This window comes from Enterococcus sp. DIV2467a, assembly GCF_050532945.1.
In the GTDB taxonomy this organism is placed as follows: domain Bacteria; phylum Bacillota; class Bacilli; order Lactobacillales; family Enterococcaceae; genus Enterococcus; species Enterococcus faecalis.
On sequence record NZ_CP172896.1, the window covers coordinates 2089418 to 2109823 of the forward strand.

At 37.5% G+C, this 20406-nt stretch carries 15 protein-coding genes and 1 tRNA gene; 4 read left to right on the forward strand and 12 right to left on the reverse strand.

Features of this window, described 5'->3' with window-relative positions; genetic code table 11:
* Window positions 1–109 precede the first annotated feature (109 nt).
* The 5 genes from aspD to IGL80_RS09885 form a co-directional block, all read right to left on the reverse strand.
* Window positions 110–1720: an aspartate 4-decarboxylase gene (aspD, locus tag IGL80_RS09865; protein WP_002355939.1), complete on the reverse strand. Its 1611-nt coding sequence runs from the start codon at window positions 1718–1720 to the stop codon at window positions 110–112.
* Between the two features lie 159 nt (window positions 1721–1879).
* Window positions 1880–2290, reverse strand: a complete 411-nt coding sequence (ndk, locus tag IGL80_RS09870) for a nucleoside-diphosphate kinase (RefSeq protein ID WP_002381321.1) — start codon at window positions 2288–2290, stop codon at window positions 1880–1882.
* Between the two features lie 109 nt (window positions 2291–2399).
* Complete coding sequence (locus IGL80_RS09875; protein WP_002358915.1) at window positions 2400–3053, reverse strand: DUF4767 domain-containing protein; 654 nt, start codon at window positions 3051–3053, stop codon at window positions 2400–2402.
* Window positions 3054–3095: 42 nt separating this feature from the next.
* On the reverse strand, window positions 3096–4040 hold the full coding sequence (locus IGL80_RS09880; protein ID WP_002404464.1) for an aminoglycoside phosphotransferase family protein: 945 nt from the start codon (window positions 4038–4040) through the stop codon (window positions 3096–3098).
* A 76-nt stretch (window positions 4041–4116) separates the two neighbouring features.
* Complete coding sequence (locus tag IGL80_RS09885; protein ID WP_174097769.1) at window positions 4117–6447, reverse strand: amidase family protein; 2331 nt, start codon at window positions 6445–6447, stop codon at window positions 4117–4119.
* A gap of 161 nt (window positions 6448–6608) precedes the next feature.
* On the opposite strand from IGL80_RS09885, the gene IGL80_RS09890 reads away from it, so the two are divergent.
* Window positions 6609–8846 (forward strand): ATP-binding cassette domain-containing protein, encoded by a 2238-nt coding sequence (locus IGL80_RS09890; RefSeq protein WP_002358911.1) that lies wholly within the window; start codon window positions 6609–6611, stop codon window positions 8844–8846.
* A 48-nt stretch (window positions 8847–8894) separates the two neighbouring features.
* On the opposite strand, the gene IGL80_RS09895 is transcribed toward IGL80_RS09890, so the two are convergent.
* Together IGL80_RS09895 and IGL80_RS09900 are read right to left on the reverse strand one after the other, a co-directional pair.
* On the reverse strand, window positions 8895–9950 hold the full coding sequence (locus tag IGL80_RS09895) for an endonuclease subunit UvrC (protein ID WP_002404466.1): 1056 nt from the start codon (window positions 9948–9950) through the stop codon (window positions 8895–8897).
* 22 nt (window positions 9951–9972) lie between these two features.
* On the reverse strand, window positions 9973–10557 hold the full coding sequence (locus IGL80_RS09900) for a hypothetical protein (RefSeq protein WP_002404468.1): 585 nt from the start codon (window positions 10555–10557) through the stop codon (window positions 9973–9975).
* 176 nt (window positions 10558–10733) lie between these two features.
* On the opposite strand from IGL80_RS09900, the gene IGL80_RS09905 reads away from it, so the two are divergent.
* Window positions 10734–11468 (forward strand): alpha/beta fold hydrolase, encoded by a 735-nt coding sequence (locus tag IGL80_RS09905; RefSeq protein WP_002358908.1) that lies wholly within the window; start codon window positions 10734–10736, stop codon window positions 11466–11468.
* Window positions 11465–13996, forward strand: a complete 2532-nt coding sequence (gene mprF, locus IGL80_RS09910) for a bifunctional lysylphosphatidylglycerol flippase/synthetase MprF (protein WP_002358907.1) — start codon at window positions 11465–11467, stop codon at window positions 13994–13996. Before IGL80_RS09905 ends, mprF begins: the two co-directional genes overlap by 4 nt.
* 70 nt (window positions 13997–14066) lie before the next feature.
* Here the strand turns inward: mprF and IGL80_RS09915 are convergent, their stop codons facing one another.
* A complete protein-coding gene (locus tag IGL80_RS09915) occupies window positions 14067–14879 on the reverse strand; it encodes a pyruvate, water dikinase regulatory protein (RefSeq protein ID WP_002355927.1) in 813 nt (270 codons plus the stop codon).
* Window positions 14880–14891: 12 nt separating this feature from the next.
* Window positions 14892–15521 carry a helix-turn-helix transcriptional regulator gene (locus tag IGL80_RS09920; RefSeq protein WP_002355926.1) on the reverse strand — a complete coding sequence of 210 codons (630 nt, stop codon included), beginning with the start codon at window positions 15519–15521 and terminating at the stop codon, window positions 14892–14894.
* 169 nt (window positions 15522–15690) lie between these two features.
* Between IGL80_RS09920 and ppdK the strand changes: the two genes are divergently transcribed.
* Entirely contained in the window at window positions 15691–18336 is a 2646-nt protein-coding gene (ppdK, locus tag IGL80_RS09925; RefSeq protein ID WP_002358905.1) for a pyruvate, phosphate dikinase, read from the forward strand.
* Window positions 18337–18449: 113 nt separating this feature from the next.
* Here ppdK and IGL80_RS09930 read toward each other — a convergent pair whose 3' ends face one another.
* From IGL80_RS09930 to IGL80_RS09940, 3 genes are all read right to left on the reverse strand, one after another.
* Window positions 18450–18782: a putative quinol monooxygenase gene (locus tag IGL80_RS09930; RefSeq protein WP_002358903.1), complete on the reverse strand. Its 333-nt coding sequence runs from the start codon at window positions 18780–18782 to the stop codon at window positions 18450–18452.
* 33 nt (window positions 18783–18815) lie between these two features.
* Window positions 18816–18889: transfer RNA gene (locus IGL80_RS09935), tRNA-Arg, on the reverse strand.
* 320 nt (window positions 18890–19209) lie between these two features.
* Window positions 19210–20403, reverse strand: coding sequence for a GNAT family N-acetyltransferase (locus IGL80_RS09940; RefSeq protein ID WP_002355922.1), 1194 nt, complete (start codon window positions 20401–20403; stop codon window positions 19210–19212).
* Window positions 20404–20406: the final 3 nt, after the last annotated feature.

Genomic DNA, 20406 nt, shown 5'->3' on the forward strand with positions numbered 1-20406 from the left:
CTCTTATCTCCAGTGTAGCAAACATTTATAAACCAAAACTGACGGAAAAATGAATAAATAATAAACAAAAACGCTAAGTCTCCTGCAGCTTAAGAGACTTAGCGTTTTTTTATTTAATTGCTTGGCGCTTTTGGCGCAACCACTCTTCTTTAATGTGTTCAGATAGGCGAATCATTCGTTTACCAACTTCACTATATTGGTTAGTAGCTAAATTGGCTAAAGAAATTCGAACTGACCATTTGTCACTCCCGAAAGCATCCGCTTTTAAAAGCATTAATTTTTCTTTTTCTGCTAACGAAGTTAATACTTTTGTGATCGTCCACGATTTCGTTAAATAACTTGAAAATTCTGGGCCATAACGTTTTTCTGTCCAATCTCTAAAGTTAATTTCACAATAGTATGCTGTATTTAAACTTGCTAAAGGCTCTTCAATGCCTAAGGTGCGGAACAAGAGCTTTTCACGCGTATGACAGATATCCATCACTTCGTCTTTATATGCTTGACCGTCTTTTAACAAAGCATACAAACTAAATAAAGCCATCATTGCTTGCTGAATAGAAGAAAGTCCCGCTGCATGGTTCAACGCAATATCGCGGCTGTCTGCGACTAAGCGGCTGATAAAGTTAATTTGGCTTGTGTCTGCATTCAATGTAGCATAACGTGCCTGTAATTCCATTTTTCGAGCCACTGGCAATTCTTTTAATAATTGATCAAAGATGTTCTCTTGACTGACCGCAATAGTCCCCACACGCCAACCGGTAGCGCCAAAGTATTTAGAATAAGAATAGATACAGGCTGTATTGTAAGGTAACTCCGTAAATAGTGAACGGAAAGCTGGCACAAAGGTTCCGTAAACGTCATCTGTTAAAATCATTAGCTTAGGGTTATCCACTGCAACGATTTGTTTGATTTGTTCAATGGTAGGTTTTCCCATAGCATTAGCAGTTGGATTGCTGGGATTTACGACAAAAACCGCTTTGATGGACGGGTCTTTTAGTTTATCAATTTCCTTGTTTGAGTATTGATACGTCGTTTTTCCATCAATAATCATTTGCTCTGCTTTGATTTTAACCACGTCAAAATCATAACGTGGTAGTTCTGGAATTTCTAGATAAGGAGCAAACGTTGGTAATAACAACGCAATACGATCACCTTTTTCTAGTAAATAATTATTTGCCAACGTATCAAACAAGTAACAAATCCCTGCTGTACCACCTTCAACGGCAAAAATATCAAACGGTTGTGCTTCACTGGAAAATAATTCTTGATTTAAATATGCTTTAATCGGTTGTTCACACGCCTTCAAGCAACGAACAGGATTCGGATAATTATCCCCAATCACATAGTCTAACATGGCATCTAACCACATTTCCTTATCCATCCCAAAATAGTTATGCTCTGCTGTCCAAATTTCTTGTAAGAAGGTTGCCCCTTTGCTAGGATTTTCTGCTAAAAAGTTTAAGAAGCGTTGCGTTCTACCAAAACTTGGCTGAATCATACCAGCCGTTTGTTCGCTCCCCTCTCTTAACGTTTCTTTTGTAGCAAATTGACCTAATAAAAAAAAGGCTTCCCTTGGTGTTGGCGCCGTCCAATTAGGATTGCCTCGCCCTGCATTTAACAATGTTTCTAAATTATGATTTTCTTCATGTAATTTCTTCTCTAAAAATAGACTTAATTCAAACGGACTAAGATTTTCTGTCAATTCATCACTTGTTATCATTTTATCCTCCTGAAGCACACGCGGTCATTTAGTATTTAGTATGTAGTCTATACTACTCTTCTACCTCCAGATGTCAACCATTTAAGCGGAATATTCTGACAATTAATAAAAAAGAAGCAATCCTTTATAAAAAATAAAGGATTGCTTCTTTTTTGATGATTAACCAAAGAACCGTTGCATCTCAATTTTTGCTGATTGAACAGAATCAGAAGCATGGATTAAATTTTTGGTGACAGACAACCCATAATCCGCTCGTAAGGTGCCACTTTCAGCATCTAACGGATTCGTTGCTCCAACTAATTTACGCACTTTTTTAACCACATTGTCCCCTACAACGACCATCACAACCACTGGGCCACTTGTCATATAGGCTAATAATTCAGGGAAAAATAGTTCATCTTTTAAATGCTCATAATGTTCCTTCACTGTTTCTACTGTTAGTCGTTCGAATTTAAGGTGCAATAAGTCAATACCTTTATCTTCAAAACGTTGAATGATTTTGCCAACTAACTTTCGTTCAACGCCATCTGGCTTAATAATTACTAAACTTGTTTCCTTCATTTTTTCCATCCCTTTCAAAACTTCCTTTTGCCCTTTCCCAAGGGGTAGCTACAGAATAAAATGAAAGCGGATACTTTGTCAATGATAAATTTTCTTTTCCTTTTGATTAAATAAAAAATTAAAGATTATTCACAAGGTTTGTGAATTGTTCTTTCAGTTCTGTATTACTTGTTTCTTTTAAAAACAAATAAGGTTGCTCTTCTGCTGGCTGTTCTTTACTCACATAAACTTTGGCTTCACCATTCACTAAAGTAAATAAATAGACATGCTTCTGGGCAACTTGTGTCGCACTGTCAGAGTATACTGCCACCAGACAATACCCCCCTTCGCTGCCTGTTTCTGACCAATTTAACCAAATGGGATTGTTTCCAATAGCTGGTTGTATTTTAGGTTCATAACTCAATAAATCATCAGGCACTTGAATCGTGTAAAAAGCTACAGAGTGACCTGGTTGGTACGCTTGATAGTTCTGATTGCGTTCTTGACCCCAGATTTCCATGTATTGTCCTAACTGTTTTGCTTTTTGCTGATTCCAAATCGTCCCTTCTTCTGTAACTAATTCAGTTAATTCTTGTGTTTGCGTTGTTTGCTCTAATTCCAACGCCGTGGTTTGACTAACTTCGGTTGCTGAAATTGCTCTTGTTTCTTCAGTATTTACATTATTTGTTTGTACGGTTTGTACTTTCTGTGATTCCTCTTTCGATTTTTGCCAACCACAGCTAGATAAAACGCTTCCAACAACTGCTATCATAATAATCCCGTTTAGTTTCATTCCTTAAACTCCTGTTTTTATTTTTATTCTATCGAAATAAACCTAAAATCTCAATCCCTTGCTTTGGATAGTTGAAAACCATTTGGGAACTAGTAATTCTCCACAATTATAGTCCTCTAGTAATTGTTGGTATTGCTGTTCCATAGTCCTGATTTCTTTTTCACCAAAGCTCAGTGCCCAAACTAAAGAATAGAGTCCTGCGTGAAAAGTATAAAGCTTTTGAAACCGCCAAAATAAGGTAGGAACTTTCCCAGCAAAATAACCTTGTAATTGACCATAAGCAAACAATGGCGAAACATTTCTTGAAAAAAATTGTAACTTGTAAAATTCTTCATAAGGATCCCCAAAATCCCATCGATTAAAATCAATCACACCGACCTGCCTAGTTGGCAAGTAAATAAAATTTCCCACATGGAAATCTCCATGCTGATAAACCACAGGCCGTTGTTGCAATAACGGTAATTGTTTTTCTAAATATGAAATTATTGGCTGTTGGTACGGCATACAAAATTGAGATTCCTTATACTTATTTAGTTGACTCTGCTTTTTTTCGTATAAATTTCGCGCAATCTCTCTTTGACTAATCCTTTCAGGCAACAAAAGCTTATGGATTTTGTTTAAATAGCGGCCTGCCTCTACGCCTAAGTTCAGTTGTCTTTTGGGAGAAAGAGCGGGTAAAACATCGCTTAAGTCTTCACCTTCTAGATACGTTAATAACATGTATCCTTGTTCACTTTCAGGAATAGGTGCACATAAAAAAGGTTTAGAACTGGGAAATCCTAACGCCGCTACTTTTTTGATAAATTGATATTCTTGTTGTTTGGCTAATAACTCTTCTTGTTGAAAAATTCGCAATAAAAAGATTTCTTGATTTTTGGTAACTTTAAACTTTAAATCAGTTGACCAACCACGGTGAATAGCTTCAACTTTTTGCCATTGCTGAAACGCTGGAATCTTCTCAAACGCCCTCATTACTTTCGCCTCCATTTTCCTATTGGTTTTAGTATACCAAAGAAAAAAGGCTGGAGACAATTGGGGATAAATTGTCTCTAGCCTTCACTGGTTATCGTTTTCTAGTTTTCCTTATATAAATCGTTCCACTCGTTACTAAGAAAGCTCCTCCTAAAACAATCCAGAAAGTACTAGGTACTTCTGCACCTGCTTTTGGTAATACTTTTTTGGGAAGCTGTTCTTGTTTCCCAATCATACTTTTATTAGAAAAAGCATGCGTACTTTCTGTTGATTTGGTTCCCTGATTTGCTGATGAATTCAGCGAATTATCTAAGGATGACTCACTAGTAGTTTTTCCAGCTTTGTCTGGGTTTTGGTTTTGGTTTTGGTTTTGGTTTTGGTTTTGGTTTTGGTTTTGGTTTTGGTTTTGGTTTTGGTTTTGGTTTTGGTTTTGGTTTTGGTTTTGGTTTTGGTTTTGGTTTTGGTTTTGGTTTTGATCTTTTCCTTCGATTGGTCCTTCACTTGTTTTTGTTTCTTTGTCTTTATCTGGTTTGCCACTTGCATCTGAGTCTTTATCTTTTTCTGGTTCGCCACTTGCATCTGGCTCTTTGTCTTTTTCTGGTTCGCCACTTGCATCTGGTTCTTTGTCTTTATCTGGTTCGCCGCTTGCATTTGGCTCTTTGTCTTTGTCTGGTTCTTCTACATGTGGTTGATTTATCTTGTGGTTATTTTCAAATAAAGCACCTAATTGTAGCAATGTTCGGTCTTCATTTAATGCACTATTAAATTGAATCCCCAAAGGCAGTCCTTCTTTTGAAACGTAAGTTGGTACACTTAATGCTGGATGTCCAAATAAATTTGCTTGTTGTGTAAACGGTGTATATGTGAACGCCGTCAGCCATTGGTCATAAATCAATTGTTTTTGTTCTGCTGGTGACAATTGATCAATTCTTTCCATCTGTGCTGCATGTTCTGGTTTTAGTAACGGATTATCAATACTAGGTGCCGTGGCAGCTGTCGTTGGTGTTAATAAGATAGGATACTGTTGATAAAATTCGTCCATCGCTTGTGCTTGTAAAGCAATATCTGTCCAAGCCGCAGTTGTCTCTTCACTCGTTATATTTTTTCCTGTTTGAAAAAGCGCCCATGTTAACAGTTCTACATCATTTCGTTCAAGCGGTCTTTTCAATTTCTGCCGCGCCATAAAATCGGCAATTCCTGCTGAGCCAGCAGCTACAGTATAATAATTTTTCATTAGACGTTCCCCATCAACAGGGTGCTTCACTTCAACCAATGTGTACCCTTGGTCTTTTAAAAAAGCAACAGCTTCAGCGACCGCCTCTTTTGCTTCGGCACTTACAGGCGTTCCGGCAGGAGATTCTGTTGTATAAGCAATGGGTTGCGCTTGACTTAAATGTCCCGCAGGAAGATCTTTTTTGGTTAATAAGGTTTCAAATAATGCATTTGTATCCGCCACGGTTCGACTTAAACCAAAGTGAACAGTTTGACCTTTTGCACTATTAGAATTGCCAATGATTACTCCTCTAGAAGGTTTCAAACCTACGGTGCCTGTCCAAGAAGCAGGGATGCGGATAGAGCCACCAGCATCACTTCCAGAAGCAATGGGAACAAATGCCGCGGCGACACTAGCACCCGCTCCGCCTGAAGAACCACCTGAATAATGGTTAGGATTCCATGGATTGACGGAAACACCATATAACTTCGAATCTGAAATATTCTTCCAACCTAATTCTGGATAATTCGTTTGACCAATGATTATGAATCCGGCATTTTGTAGTGCTTTGACAAAGGTCGATGTCCCACCAGCTACTTGATCTTGGAGAAAACCAAAACCGTTCGTGTTGCTTTCACCTTTCAAGGATTGTCCTAACCCTTTTAGTAAGAGCGGCACACCTAGAAATGGTTGACCTGTATCTTGTAAAGCTTTTGCTTCTGTCAAAGCCGCTTCTTCTCGTAAAGTAATGACCGCATTTAATGTAGGATTTTCACGTTTAGTGATGGCCAACGCAATTTTTACTAATTCTTCGCTCGTCACCTTTTTTTCTCTTACTAAAGTTGCTAACTCCAGTGCAGTTGCTTGTTTATAATCTGCTTCTGAAAAAGCATTCTCTGCAGAAACAGCTTTTCCATCTGTATCACTATTTTGTATCTCATTTGTGGTTTCAGTGGTTACTGCAACCACATTTCGGCTACTGCTTTCGGCGATTGTCGAAGAGGATTCTTTTTCCTGCATCACCGTTTGGCTAGTAGTTTCAGATTCCAAGTTAGCTACCGTCTGACTGGTTTCTGTTGTTACTGATTCCGTCTCTGTTTGAACGGTTGTTTCTAGTATACTTTCTTGTGCCAACATTGGTACCCCTACCAGTGTTTGGCTAATTAATAAAATAATCCCTAACTTTTTGAACAAAATCGACTTCTTCATAAGTCACATCCTTTATCTATTAATACAGTTAAAAAATCTGTATTACTTATAGCATAAATGAAAGCGATTAAAAAGTAAAGTTCTCTTGAACATTCCCATGTTCAACTTTTAGGCTAGGTTCTTTTTATATGCTAAAATAGAATAGAAACGGAGGTTTTTTAATGGAATGGATTGAAATTAAGCACGCAACACAAAATAATTTGAAGAATATCTCTGTCAATATCCCTAAAAAGCAACTAACTGTTGTTACTGGACTTTCGGGTTCAGGAAAGTCCTCCTTAGTATTTGACACATTAGCCGCTGAATCACGTCGTGAACTAAATGATACATTTAGTTCGTTTGTTCAAAATTACTTACCCAAATATGGTCGTCCAGAAGTTGAAAAAATCGAGAATCTTCCTGTTGCAATTGTCATTGACCAGAAAAAAGTAGCAGGTAATTCTCGTTCGACAGTGGGAACGTACACAGATATTTATACGTTTTTACGTTTGCTGTTTTCACGAGCAGGTTCTCCATTTGTTGGTTATTCAGATACTTTTTCGTTTAATCATCCGGATGGAAAATGTCCAACATGCGATGGCTTAGGAAAGATTACCGAAATCAATCTTCATCAGCTAGTTGATTATGACAAATCATTAAACGAAGGGTCTATCGATTTCCCCACATTTACAGTTGGCAACTGGCGGTGGAAGCGTTATGCCCATAGTGGTCTATTTGATTTGGATAAAAAAATCAAGGACTATTCCCCTGAAGAGTTAGCATTATTTTTATATGCTCCACAACAAAAACTAGCTAATCCACCCAAAGAGTGGCCTCATACAGCTTTGTATGAAGGAATCGTCCCGCGCATGCAACGTAGCATATTGCATACAGACGAAGGCAAACGTCATCAAAAATACCTTAATCACTTTGTTACCGTAAAAAGATGTCCTGATTGTTTAGGAAGTAGAGTCAATGAACGTGTTCGTAGCTGCAAAATTAATCAGAAAAGTATTGCTGATGCTGTTGACATGCCACTCACTGAATTACATTCTTTTATTCGTTCGATGGACCTTTCCTTAATAAAAAATATTCAAGAAGAGCTACTTGTACGTCTAGAAGCATTAATTAATATCGGTCTCTCCTACCTCACATTAGGACGAGCAACTGAAACACTTTCTGGTGGTGAAGCACAGCGGATTAAAATTGCTAAGTATGTAAACAGCGCCTTAAACGATATTATGTATATTTTAGATGAACCAAGTGCTGGCTTACATCCAAAGGACATCGAACGGATCAGTCGTGCATTGCTCAATTTAAAAAATAAAGGAAACACCGTGGTTCTGGTGGAACACAATCCACAATTAATTAGAGAAGCTGATTTTATCATCGATATCGGACCTTTCGCAGGCGAAAATGGTGGCCATGTCCAGTTTTCAGGAACGTATGACGCATTTTTAGCCTCCAAAACCTTGACTAGTCAAGCCCTTCAAGAGCCGCTCCCTTTAAACGACCAACCAAGAAAAGTAAGGAAGTCTTTAACAATCGAACATGCGACACTGCATAATTTAAACAATCTATCTGTCGAAGTTCCGTTAGGAGTTTTGACTGTTATTTGTGGGGTCGCTGGTTCAGGTAAATCATCATTAGCGGAAGAAATTTATCAAAAAGCCCAGGCTGATAACCAAGAAATTATTCATCTTTCACAAAAAAGCATTACCGCAAATTTACGATCCACACCAATGACCTATCTCAATATTTTTGATAAGGTCCGCAAACTGTTTGCGGAAGAAAATCATGTTAGTCCAGCTTTATTTAGCTATAATTCCAAAGGCGCCTGTCCTACTTGCAAGGGGAAAGGAATAATTGTCTCCGATATGTCTTTTATGGAGGATGTTACTAGTATTTGCGAAACCTGTCACGGAACGCGTTACAAAGAAGAGGTGCTTCATTATCTGTATAACGGAAAAAATATCGTTGAAGTACTAGCTTTAAGCGTTAAAGATGGCTATGATTTTTTCAAAGACCAGCCTTTTGCTCTTTCATTAAAAAATTTACTAGAAGTTGGCTTAAGCTATCTTAAACTCAATCAATCGCTCTCAACATTATCTGGTGGCGAATTGCAAAGGGTAAAATTAGCAGACACACTTCACCAAAAAAAAGCTATCTATTTAATGGATGAACCTACAGATGGTTTACACTTAATTGATATCCAACAAAGTCTTCAACTTTTCAATCGAATGGTAGAAGAAGGAAACAGCTTGATTTTATTAGAACATCACATTGACGTGATTAAAAGTGCTGACTGGTTGATTGAACTAGGTCCCGAAGGTGGAGAAAAAGGCGGACAGCTTCTTTTTACAGGAACACCAGCAAATATGCTAAATTCCACTCATTCTATTACTAAAGGCTATCTATAAAATAAAAAGTACAAACGGTGCAAGCAATGAGCACCGTTTGTACTTTTTCTATTTCAATCCAACTTCCATCTTCACAGGTTGGTGATCTGTATATTTAAATTGTTCGTCCTTTGTTTTCACGCTATGAACAGCCACATTATCAGAAACAATAAAACCATCAATTACATACACTTGAGATGTTTCATAAGAGCCAGTGTAAGGCTTATTAAGCACCCGCACAGTCGGTTGTTGATCATCATAAGCAAGTGAAAAATGTTTAGGTAAGTCTGCAGGATCAATTTCTCCTGGTACCCAACCAGCTTCCCCTAAGTCAGGATATCGATGACTGCCTTTGAAAACTTGATTAAAGTCACCTCCAGCAATTACATAGTTTCCTTTAGCGTATTCTTGGGATAATACGTCAGCTAACTTTTTGCTTTGAGCAATCTTCCCATCCCCATTGTCATAGGCTTCCAAATGTAAGTTAAAAACCACTAATTCTTTGTCTGTGCCTTTAATTGAAAAGCGCGTTTCTAGAAGCGCTCGTTTTAAGTTACTAATGCTAACGGGCCAACGAAAGGGATTGGGTAAAGCAATGCGTTTAGCCTCTGTTATTTTTTCATTTGATAATGTTAATAAACCACTTTCTACTCGTCCAATCGGCGGCCAAGGAATGGGCACATAATCTACCTTAAAATTATAAGCAAATGCGCTGTTCAGCTGTAGCTGTTTTTGTAATTCTTCCTCTTGATTGACTTCATAAGAACGTTGCGAGCGACGATCGACTTCTTGGAATAAGTAAATCATCGCTGGTAATTCTTTTAAGGTTTCTTCAATGCCTGTTAAATTCTGTTGGACCATTGCCTTATTAACTGGTTGGACAGTTTTGCCACCGTCCATAAAAAAATCTTCTGTTTGTCCTAGGCCGGCATAGCCTATGTTATACGTGACTAAAGAAATGGATTGCTGTTTTTCGATGGTTTGTTCTGAAAATTGTTTATTTATAGCAACTGGTTCAACCGCTCGTGGTCGAAACTCTCGGAAGGTTAAATATCCTATCAAAATTAAAGCTATGCTTAGAAGAAGGACCATCAAGCTACCGAGATATTTAAAAAACTTTTTCATTGATTCCGATGTTCCTTTCACATTATGTCAAACCAAAAGTAGTAATTATCTTCGTTGCTACTTCTTCTGGTGTCATGTTTGAATTATTTATTTTCGTTATTTTTACATTTGGAAATGTACTTTCTAGTTCACCTTCGTGGCTTACTAATCGATGTTCTTTAAAGGTATTGAGTAATTCTTTTCGAGAAAAGTCGACATCGCGTTTTGAAGGTTTTGCCTCTAGCCGTTCTGGATGAACATTTCGTTCTAGGCGGATTGCTGTTGAAGAGACGAGTTCGACGAAATAGACGGCTTCATGTTTACTAAGAAAAATTTCTGATATTTCTTCTAAAAATTGAAAATCTTGTTCTTGATCAAAAGCAATCACCACTGTAAAAATAATGTTTTTTGTTGTATTTGTGGCTGGATTTTCGACAAAGGCATGAAAAAGTTCCTTTCTAACGGAATCAGACAATTGAAATGCACGTTCCGTATACCCAAGATAGTTTGCAAATAAGTCAATGGTTTGATGATTAAATAGTAATTTAGCATCTAACTGCTTTTCTAAAGCCTTGCCAACGGTCATTTTCCCGACAGCTTGGGCACCAATTAAAACGATTAAAGACATCAACTTCCCCTCCTCTAGCCTAATTTTTAGGTGGCTATCTTCTACTATATCACACTATATTACAACACCTTACAAAACTGTTCGGAAAATTTTCTGTTTTTTATTACAAAAAAAAGACAAAAGACTCTATAATGAGAGAGGACTCGATTGATTATAGATGAGATAGGTGACGGAGAATGGCAATAGAAAAATATTTTCAAACAATAGATGGCAGTCAAATTTTTTATCAAATTTTTGGCAAAGAAACAAATTACCCCCTTGTGTTACTTCATGGTAATGGCAATGATCATACTTTTTTTAATTATCAAATTTCTTATTTCTCCAAGGAGTATCAAGTTATTGCGGTGGATACCCGCGGACATGGACGTTCCACCAATACACAAAGTCAATTAACTTTTCCGCTTTTGGCAGAAGATTTAGCTGGTATTATTCAACAAGAACACTTAACAAAAATTAATTTATTGGGCTTTAGTGACGGAGCAAATATTGCCATGGTTTTTACCCATTTATATCCTGATTTCGTCAACAAACTCGTCTTAAATTCTGGAAATGTCACCATGTCTGGTCTGAAAAAATATGTAACGATTGCCACTTATTTTCAATATTGGTTTTGTCGTATTGGCGCCTTTTTTTCAAAAAAATTGCGCGCACGGCTCCCTATCGTGGCTCTGTTATTTGAAGATACTGGACTGACAAAACAAGATTTAGAACACATCCCCTGTCCTACTCTTGTTATTACTGGCAGTCGAGATTTAATTGCGCTTTCCCATTCACGGGCGATTGCTGATGCCATTCCTGCTGGCAAATTGGTCTTGGTAAATAAACAGGGTCATTTATTTGCCAAAAACTCACCAGATATTTTTAATAAAACAATCGAAAAATTCTTAAAGGAAATGAAGGTGTCTAAATGAAACAAATTATTCATTGGATCAAAACGCATACAGGATTACTAAAAACACTGTTTGTTATTGCGGTCTCAATTATTGTTGTTGCCCAACTTTTATCAATTGGTAAAACGATCTCATTTGAACAGTTAAAACAGATTTTTGATGAGATTCCGCTATGGAAATTGTTATTGATGATGGTTATCGGTTTAGTTTCCGTTACTCCGATGCTAAATTATGACTTAACATTAAATCGCATTTTAAACTTGAAAGTCTCAAAACGGGAACTCCTTGAATCTAGCTGGATTGTCAATACCATCAATAATATTGGTGGATTCGGTGGTTTGGTCAGCATGGGACTTCGTTCTGAATTTTATGGAAATAAAACAGAGGAAAAGAAAATTTTACCTGCGTTAACCCATATTTTACTTTTTGTGTTATCCGGTCTATCTATTTATAGTATTCTTTGCTTTTTCCTTGTTCAGTTTGATCCAAAGATGGCTTATTTACAGCAATATTGGATTTGGTTATTAGGTGGCGGTCTTTATTTCCCGTTACTTTATCTTATTTTACATTTCCAAAAAAATAGTTCCTTTGGTAACCTCGATGCAAAAAATCGCTTATCTTTAGTTGTTTCTTCGTTTTTAGAATGGACAGGTGTTTTAATTACCTTTATCAGTATTGGTTACTTATTAGATGTACCGATTCCTTTAATTGATATTGTTCCTTTATATGTAGCAGCTTCGATTATTGGGATTGCTTCGATGATTCCAGGGGCTTTAGGTAGTTTTGATGTCATGATGATTTTAGGACTAAGCAACTTAGGTGTTGATCGTGAAATTATTGTTTTGTGGTTATTGCTCTATCGTTTATTCTATTATATTATTCCTTTCTTAATTGGCTGTTTGTTCTTTACAAAACACTTAAGCCAAAAGTTGGATACTCATTATCGTCAATTGCTAAAACAAATTACTTTGGAAATTGCCCACAAGCTGGAAGTGGTTTTACTTTATTTTTCAGGAATTATGATGGTGCTCCTAGCCACTATTCCAGAAGCCTTCACTCAAGTGCATTGGTTAAGAGATATTAACCCCTTCCGTTCTCATATTATTATTCAAATTCCGAGTATTGTCTTAGGCTTTGCATTATTAATTATGGGACGTGGGATTGCTGATCGTGTTAAAAGAGCCTATTATCCAACGATTATTTTATTAATTGGTGCTATCTTGTATTCATTTGTTGTTGACTTTAGTATGTTTTCCATTTTCTATTTAGCTATTTTATTATTTATCGTTATTTTTTCAAAATCAGAATTGTACCGTGAACAACTGGTTTACTCTTGGGAGTGGATGACGATTGATGGCTTTATCTTTGGCTTGTTGACTTTGTTATACCTGGTAATTGGTGTTTATAATTTACCGAACTTCCCACACCATCGTCATCATTTTGTGGAATTTTTCTTGTTCCCTTCCGAACGGATCTGGTTGTCAGGATTTATCGCTATCCTCTTAGTTATGAGTTTTAACTTTCTATTTGTTCGCTACCTCCAAGGGAAAAAACACCAAGTTGGTGAGTTTCCAGAAGATAGTATCTTGCATAATATCTTAACAACTTATGGCGGGAATATTGACAGTGAACTTGTCTTTCTTCATGATAAACAGGTTTTCTTATATCCCAAAGAAGAACCGACTGTCTTTTTACAATTCAACACCATTAATAATAAATGCGTTGTGATGGGCAACCCTTCTGGGAACAAAGAAGATTTTCCTGCGGCGATTGATGCATTCCTTAAAGAAACAGATCGTTTCGGCTATGTACCCGTCTTTTACGAAACCAATGAGGACAGCGTGATGTTACTACACGAATATGGCTACGAATTTATCAAAATGGGCGAAGAAGCCTTAGTTAATCTAGAAACATTTACGATGTCTGGGAAAAAATTCAAAGGTACCCGCGCAGTGTTTAATAAAATTACCAAAGCCGGCTATTCATTTGACGTACTCCAACCTCCTTTTAGTGCCGAACAAATGCACGAATTAAAAGCTATTTCGGATAGTTGGTTAGACAATCGAAAAGAAAAAGGCTTTTCACTAGGATTTTTCGATGAAGCGTATCTTCAAAGAAACCCAATTGCTGTTGTCCGAAATGCTGAAGGAGAAATGGTCTCTTTCGCTAATATCATTCCTAGTTACACAAATGAAGTTGGTACCATCGACTTGATGCGTCACCATAAAGAAAAAGCCCCTTCTGGAAGTATGGATTTCTTATTTATTCATTTATTTGAATATATGAAAACAGAAAATATTCATTATTTCAATTTAGGGATGGCTCCGTTAGCCAACGTTGGTCAATCAAGAAAAAGTTTTATTCAAGAACGGATTGCTGCGTTAATTTATGAATTTGGTTCAGAAATTTACTCCTTCCAAGGATTACGCGAATACAAGGAAAAATTTGCTAGCAAATGGCAACCCCGCTATACACTTTATTCTAAAAGTAGCTGGATTGTCTACGTGATGATTGCTTTACTCATTGTCGATCAAAAAAATATTGACTAACAAAAAGAATCCCAATTAAGTATAAAAAGCTTGGCAACTTCACTGAAATTTAGTGAGGTTGCCAAGCTTTTTAATTTCTTTCATCTAGTTTTTCTTTAATTAAAAAGGCTGTTTCTTCGACAGATTTTGCGGTTACATCAATCACTGGGATGCCATACTTCGCAAAAATTTCTTCAGCATAAGCTAATTCTTGTTCAATCCGTTCAACATTGGTATAACTGGTCTCATTACCTAAACCTAAGGAAGCCAACCGACTGCTACGAATCTGTCCTAATGTTTCTGGCGAACAAACTAAACCAATCATTTTTTGTGGATCCATTTCTTCCAAAATTGGCGGCAATGGAACTTCTGGAATTAATGGTAAGTTAGAAACGCGGTAGCCTTGATTCGCTAAATACATACTGACTGGCGTTTTTGAGGTCCGCGAAACGCCTAACAACAATATATCAGAATCAAGAAACCCTTGAGGATTTTTGCCATCATCATATTTTACAGCAAATTCAATCGCTGAGATTTTATCAAAATAGGCACGATCTAGTTGGTGGCGTCGTCCAGGCTCTTCAATAGGATCTACTCCGGCTTTCGCTTGAATTAATTCAAAAAATGGCGCCATTAAATCTAAATATAACAACCCTGTTCGTTCACTAAATTCTTTCGCCGCTGTGATTAGTTGTTTACTGACTAATGTACTGACAACTAAGGCTTTATCTTTTAAGGCATCTTTTAAAATCTCTAATAATTCTTCTTCTGTTGTGACAAAAGAAAAATTGTATCGATTAAGAAAAGAAATATCTGGATATTGTGCGCTTGCTGCAGCTAACAATTTTTGTGATGTTTCTCCAAGTGAATCGGAAATAGTATAAACAATGATCTCTTTTTTCATAATTAAGCTCCCTTATCTGTTTTGTGCGGCTTCTTTCGCTTGTTGCGTAATATAGGTTAAAATTTTCGTTTTCGTAATTTTTCCAATAACTTTTTTAGGATTTTCTTTTTCAACGACTGGCAAAGAATCCACTTCGTATTTTTGCAAAGTGTCAGCAGCTTCAAGAATAGTAAATTCTGGTGTGCAGGTTTTCACATGTGGCACTCTTGTCATACAAACAGCAACAGGTGTGCCATCAATATTTGTATTTAAAGAGGCCCGTAATAAATCTTTTCGTGACAAAACCCCTAATAATTCTTTTGCTTCATCCATGACATAAAGAGAACCGACATCATACATAAATAAGTTGGTAATCGCATCTCGAATTGAGGTGTCTTGGGCAACCATCAATGGTGGACTCATGATCTCCTGAACTTTTGTTTGAAAAACATCAAAAAAGAAAAAAGCCTCCATATTATCACTTTCGTAAGTATACCCAACTTTCGGACTTGCTTTTAAAATTCCTGAAAGTGTTAAAAAAGACAAATCAGAACGCAATGTCGCACGTGAAACGGCTAGTATGTCCGAAATGCGTTCACCACTAACTGGCTGATGCTCTTTTACAACAGCGATAATTTGCTCTTGTCGTTTACTTAATTTCATCATTTCCTCCTCAATTCCTCTTAAACAAATTGTGCATTCGCTTACAATTATACACATATTTATTGTTTTTTCAACATATTGACAAGAAACTTTTTCTATTGACAAACTTATTTCCGTCTATTATGATGTTTATTGAACATATAAGACACATATTAAACGGAGGTCACGCATGAAAAAGTTTATTTATTCTTTTAACGAAACACACAATGAAGGTAAAGAGACTCTTGGTGGTAAAGGGGCAAACTTGGCAGAAATGACACGCTTAGGTTTGCCGATTCCACAAGGATTCACGATTACAACCCGTTGCTGTATGGACTATTTGGCAGATGCTACTTTCTTTGAAGAACACTTACAATCAGAAATTTTGAAAGCGGTTAAAAATCTAGAAACTGAAACAGGCAAATCTTTTACCGCGGACAATGAGATTCTCTTAGTTTCCGTTCGCAGCGGTGCTGCCTTCTCGATGCCTGGTATGATGGATACTATTTTAAATTTAGGTTTAAATGATCAACGTGTGAAAAAATTTGCGACCTTAACCTCTCCTGGTTTTGCTTTTGACTGTTATCGCCGACTTATTCAAATGTTTGGAGACGTCGTCTATCACATTCCCAAAGAATTATTTGACCAACAAAAAGAGCGCTTGGAACAAGAGCTAAACAAAAAAATTACCGCTTTTCAAGAAGCAGATCATTTCGCCTTGATTGTCCGCTACCAAGAAGTTTTCGAACAATATCATGTGGTCTTCCCACAAGACCCTGTCGCACAACTTTTTGAAGCAATCAAAGCTGTTTTTGATTCATGGAATAATCAACGTGCGGTGGTTTATCGAAACTTACATCATATTGCACATGATTTAGGTACAGCTGTCAACATTCAAGAAATGGTTTTCGGCAATCGTGGACTAGACAGTGGCACTGGCGTTGTCTTTACTAGAAATCCGGTCACAGGGGAAAATCAACTGTTTGGAGAGTTTCTTTTGAACGCGCAAGGAGAAGATGTAGTGGCTGGTATTCGGACGCCAGAACCCATTCGTCGTTTACGTTTGACTATGCCAAAAGTTTATCAAGATTTTCGCCATTACGCAGAACTTTTAGAATATCATTATCGTGACATGCAAGATATTGAATTTACCATTGAAAATGAAAAATTATATATTTTACAAACAAGAAACGGGAAACGAACCGCCGCAGCTACGGTTAAAATTGCTTTAGACTTAGCCAAAGAAAATCGCATTACTAAACAAGAAGCACTGTTGCGTGTGACACCTGATACGATTGATCAATTAATTCATCCCGTGTTTGATCAAGAGAAACGACAACACATGGAACGTTTAGCTATGGGACTTCCTGCTAGTCCTGGTGCAGCAAGTGGCCAAATTGTTTTTACAGCAGAAAAAGCCAAAGAACTGACCAATCTAGGAAAGAAAGTCATTCTTGTTCGTCAAGAAACTTCACCAGAAGATATTGAAGGCATGGTTGTAAGCGAAGCAATCGTGACCAGTCGTGGCGGAATGACTTCTCATGCCGCTGTGGTCGCACGAGGAATGGGAACTTGCTGTGTGACTGGTTGTGAAAGTTTAACCGTCAATGAAGAAGCCAAACAACTACACTGCGGGCCACAGGTCATCTTAGAAGGAACAATCATTTCCGTCGATGGCTCAACGGGGGAAATTTATCTTGGCGAAATTCCTACAATTTCTGCTGATAATAACGATGACCTTCAAGAGCTCTTGTCTTGGGCAGATGCATATGCTGATTTAACTGTTCGTGCCAATGCAGAAACTACACAAGATTTAGAGACTGCTATCCGTTTTGGCGCAGCGGGGATTGGTTTAGCGCGAACAGAGCATATGTTTTTCGGTGAAGAGCGTGTCTTGGAAATGCGTCGCCTGATTTTAGCAGAGTCTGAAAAGGAAGCAACCTATGCGTTGGAGCAACTTCTTCATTTTCAACAGGAAGACTTTTATCAAATGCTGAAAGTAGTTCAAGACAAACCCATGGTGGTCCGCTTGTTAGATCCGCCGATGCATGAGTTTTTACCTCATGAAAAGAATGATATTCAATTATTGGCGAAGCAACTACAACGGTTCCCGGTGACCATCGCCAAACAAATTGAACGGTTACAAGAAACCAATCCAATGTTGGGCCATCGTGGTTGTCGCTTAGGTGTGACCCAACCACAAATATACAAAATGCAAGTTACAGCCTTATTTACTAGTGCCATTCGATTAGTCAAAGAAGGAATTACTGTTTATCCAGAAGTGATGATTCCTCTAATCGCCGAAAAAGAAGAACTTCTCTATCTCAAACGCATTTTAAAAGAAACGATTGACGGTCTCTTTGAAGAACATAAAATGACTCCTTTCCCTTACGAAATCGGGACAATGATTGAACTACCTAGAGCTTGTCTGATTGCGGATCAGTTAGCAGAAGAAGCAGACTTTTTCAGCTTTGGAACAAATGATTTAACACAAATGACCTATGGTTTTTCTCGTGATGATATCGGTAAATTCATTAATACGTATCGGGAAAAGAAAATCATTACCCAAGATCCGTTTCAATCACTAGATCAAACAGGTGTTGGTCAACTGATTCAATTAGCTGTAGAGAAAGCGCGTCGTACTAAACCAAACATGAGTATCGGCGTATGTGGAGAAGTCGGTGGTGATCCGCAATCCATCACATTTTTCCAAACACTTGGCCTAAACTACATCTCTTGCTCACCTTATCGGGTACCTATTGCGAAACTCGCAGCTGCCCAAGCCAAAATTTTAACCGAACCGGCTGTGACTGAAGAACAAATGGTCCTTCTTTAATTTAACGTGTGTAACAAATGATTCATCCTTACAAGATAAAAAGTGCTAGGAACATCAGTCGAAACGCTTGATGTTCCTAGCACTAAATTTTAAGATCAATGATTGTACTCTGGTTATTTTCTTATAAACGCAGCATCTTTTGTCAAGGGGTCTGTTACATCTGATACATATCTTTCTACTTTCATATGCAAATCATATTTTTCTCTAAGTTCCGTAATACGGGTCATCATTGGAGAAGCGTGGTGTTTGTCTAATGCTTCCTGATCTGTCCAACTATCAATCAGCAGAACTGTTTCTTCATCGTCCATTGGAAAAAAGTATTCATAGCGACTATTCCCTTTTTCTGCACGGATTGCCTCTACAATTCCGCTGGCAATCATTTCTTTGGCAAATTCTCTTGCACGTCCATTTGTCCCACTATAATAAATATTTATAGTAATCGCCATCTGTCTTCCCCCCTAAATTTGCTTGCCTTTTTACGTTCCCGACTGGAATTGAACCAGCGACCTACCGCTTAGGAGGCGGTTGCTCTATCCTACTGAGCTACGAGAACAATCTGTTTTAATTTTAGAAGTCTTCACTACATCTGTCAATAGACAAAAAGAAAGTATCCTGCATAAATAATTATGCGAGATACTTTCTTTCAGTGAAACACGTCGTTCGTTTATCTATTATTTTTTTTGCCGCCGATCAAGAATCATTTTTCCTAAATAATAAAGTCCTGTCGCAATAGCTATATATTGCCCAATTTTATTATTGCGTGCAACTTTTTCTTGTTTCGTTTTCGCCATTGTCCCCATCACCTTTCTAAAATAATTCTTTTTACATTTTTATTATAGTAGGTTCTGTCATTTTTTGCGAATAAACACACTTTTAAAAATAATCTTCTAAAATTGGCATGCCTTTGACTAAACGTTGGCCTAAACGTTGAGCTGTCGTTGCGTCTCCTTGCAAGCGTTCATAAAAAGATAACGTCTCTGCTGAACGATAGCCCAAGAATAGTTGCGTCCACGTTTGGATATCTGCTTTCAAAGCAGCAGTCCCTTCTTTTTCCGCAGCACCTTTAGTCACTGTTGCTTTTCCTTGTTCGTCAATTGTGATTGTCCAAATGCCTTCATTCCATGGCCCATAGGAATCTTCAATCTCTAAAGAATACGTTTCTTTTTCTCCTGATTGAAATGGATACTTTTCCAGAAATGTTTGTAACTCAACGATTCGTGCCATCATGTAAGGTAAAATTTTTACAGAAGCTGCTGGCGTTGGCATTAAATCATTTAAATCTTTTCCAGCAAAACCATTAATCCAATGGAACGATTGAACGGAACCACTATGTGAGCCAATAAACCCAGCTAAAGCTTTAAAAGCTGTATTAGTTAAATAGTTCCATTCTACGATTTCAAAGGTGCCAGCAGCTATCCGATAAATCACATAGCCTTCTGCTTTCCCTTCTGACGAATAATAAATCGCTTGATTATTTGGTTTACTTGCACGATTCAGCGTATAATCCAGCCACCAAGTTTCACGGATCACACCACCAGAGTGCGCTCTTTGATTTTCAAGGTATACGTCTTTAATGACCTCTTTACCGTCAGCCCAAGAGACTCGTTTAATGGTACCCGGAACTCGTTTAACACGTGGCCAATCTTCCGTTTTAATTGTATACTCTGCTTGTTCAAATGTTTGTTCATAGCCATATTGACGATAAAATGGATATGAAAACGGTGCTAAGTAAGAAAGGGCAACCTTTTGTTTCGCTAAATCAGCCAACATTTCTTTCATAATAGCAGAGATGCCGCCTTCACCACGATATTCTGGATAAGAAGCCACATAGCCAATTCCAGCCATGGGATAGCGGACACCATGGAAATTCACTTGAAAAGGTGTCGCCATCACTTGACTTGTTAATTGCTCATCAATTAGGAAGCCATAGCTTTGCGTATGTGACAACAATTTTTCAAAACGTTCTTGGCGTTCCGCCGTGGGTTCCTGATTAAAAGCATAGATGACAAGATCAAACATCTCTTTCATTTCTTCTTTGCCCATTTTTTTGACTCTTTTAGTTGTCATTTT

Excerpts from the sequence above, each read along its gene's own strand:
- IGL80_RS09900 (WP_002404468.1), bottom strand. The coding sequence starts at position 10,557 with ATGTCTTTAATCGTTTTAATTGGTGCCCAAGCTGTCGGGAAAATGACC.
- IGL80_RS09915 (WP_002355927.1), bottom strand. The coding sequence starts at position 14,879 with ATGAAAAAAGAGATCATTGTTTATACTATTTCCGATTCACTTGGAGAA.
- IGL80_RS09895 (WP_002404466.1), bottom strand. The coding sequence starts at position 9,950 with ATGAAAAAGTTTTTTAAATATCTCGGTAGCTTGATGGTCCTTCTTCTA.
- ndk (WP_002381321.1), bottom strand. The coding sequence starts at position 2,290 with ATGGAAAAAATGAAGGAAACAAGTTTAGTAATTATTAAGCCAGATGGC.
- IGL80_RS09905 (WP_002358908.1), top strand. The coding sequence starts at position 10,734 with ATGGCAATAGAAAAATATTTTCAAACAATAGATGGCAGTCAAATTTTT.
- IGL80_RS09885 (WP_174097769.1), bottom strand. The coding sequence starts at position 6,447 with ATGAAGAAGTCGATTTTGTTCAAAAAGTTAGGGATTATTTTATTAATT.
- aspD (WP_002355939.1), bottom strand. The coding sequence starts at position 1,720 with ATGATAACAAGTGATGAATTGACAGAAAATCTTAGTCCGTTTGAATTA.
- IGL80_RS09920 (WP_002355926.1), bottom strand. The coding sequence starts at position 15,521 with ATGAAATTAAGTAAACGACAAGAGCAAATTATCGCTGTTGTAAAAGAG.
- IGL80_RS09930 (WP_002358903.1), bottom strand. The coding sequence starts at position 18,782 with ATGGCGATTACTATAAATATTTATTATAGTGGGACAAATGGACGTGCA.
- IGL80_RS09890 (WP_002358911.1), top strand. The coding sequence starts at position 6,609 with ATGGAATGGATTGAAATTAAGCACGCAACACAAAATAATTTGAAGAAT.
- ppdK (WP_002358905.1), top strand. The coding sequence starts at position 15,691 with ATGAAAAAGTTTATTTATTCTTTTAACGAAACACACAATGAAGGTAAA.
- IGL80_RS09940 (WP_002355922.1), bottom strand. The coding sequence starts at position 20,403 with ATGACAACTAAAAGAGTCAAAAAAATGGGCAAAGAAGAAATGAAAGAG.
- mprF (WP_002358907.1), top strand. The coding sequence starts at position 11,465 with ATGAAACAAATTATTCATTGGATCAAAACGCATACAGGATTACTAAAA.
- IGL80_RS09880 (WP_002404464.1), bottom strand. The coding sequence starts at position 4,040 with ATGGAGGCGAAAGTAATGAGGGCGTTTGAGAAGATTCCAGCGTTTCAG.
- IGL80_RS09875 (WP_002358915.1), bottom strand. The coding sequence starts at position 3,053 with ATGAAACTAAACGGGATTATTATGATAGCAGTTGTTGGAAGCGTTTTA.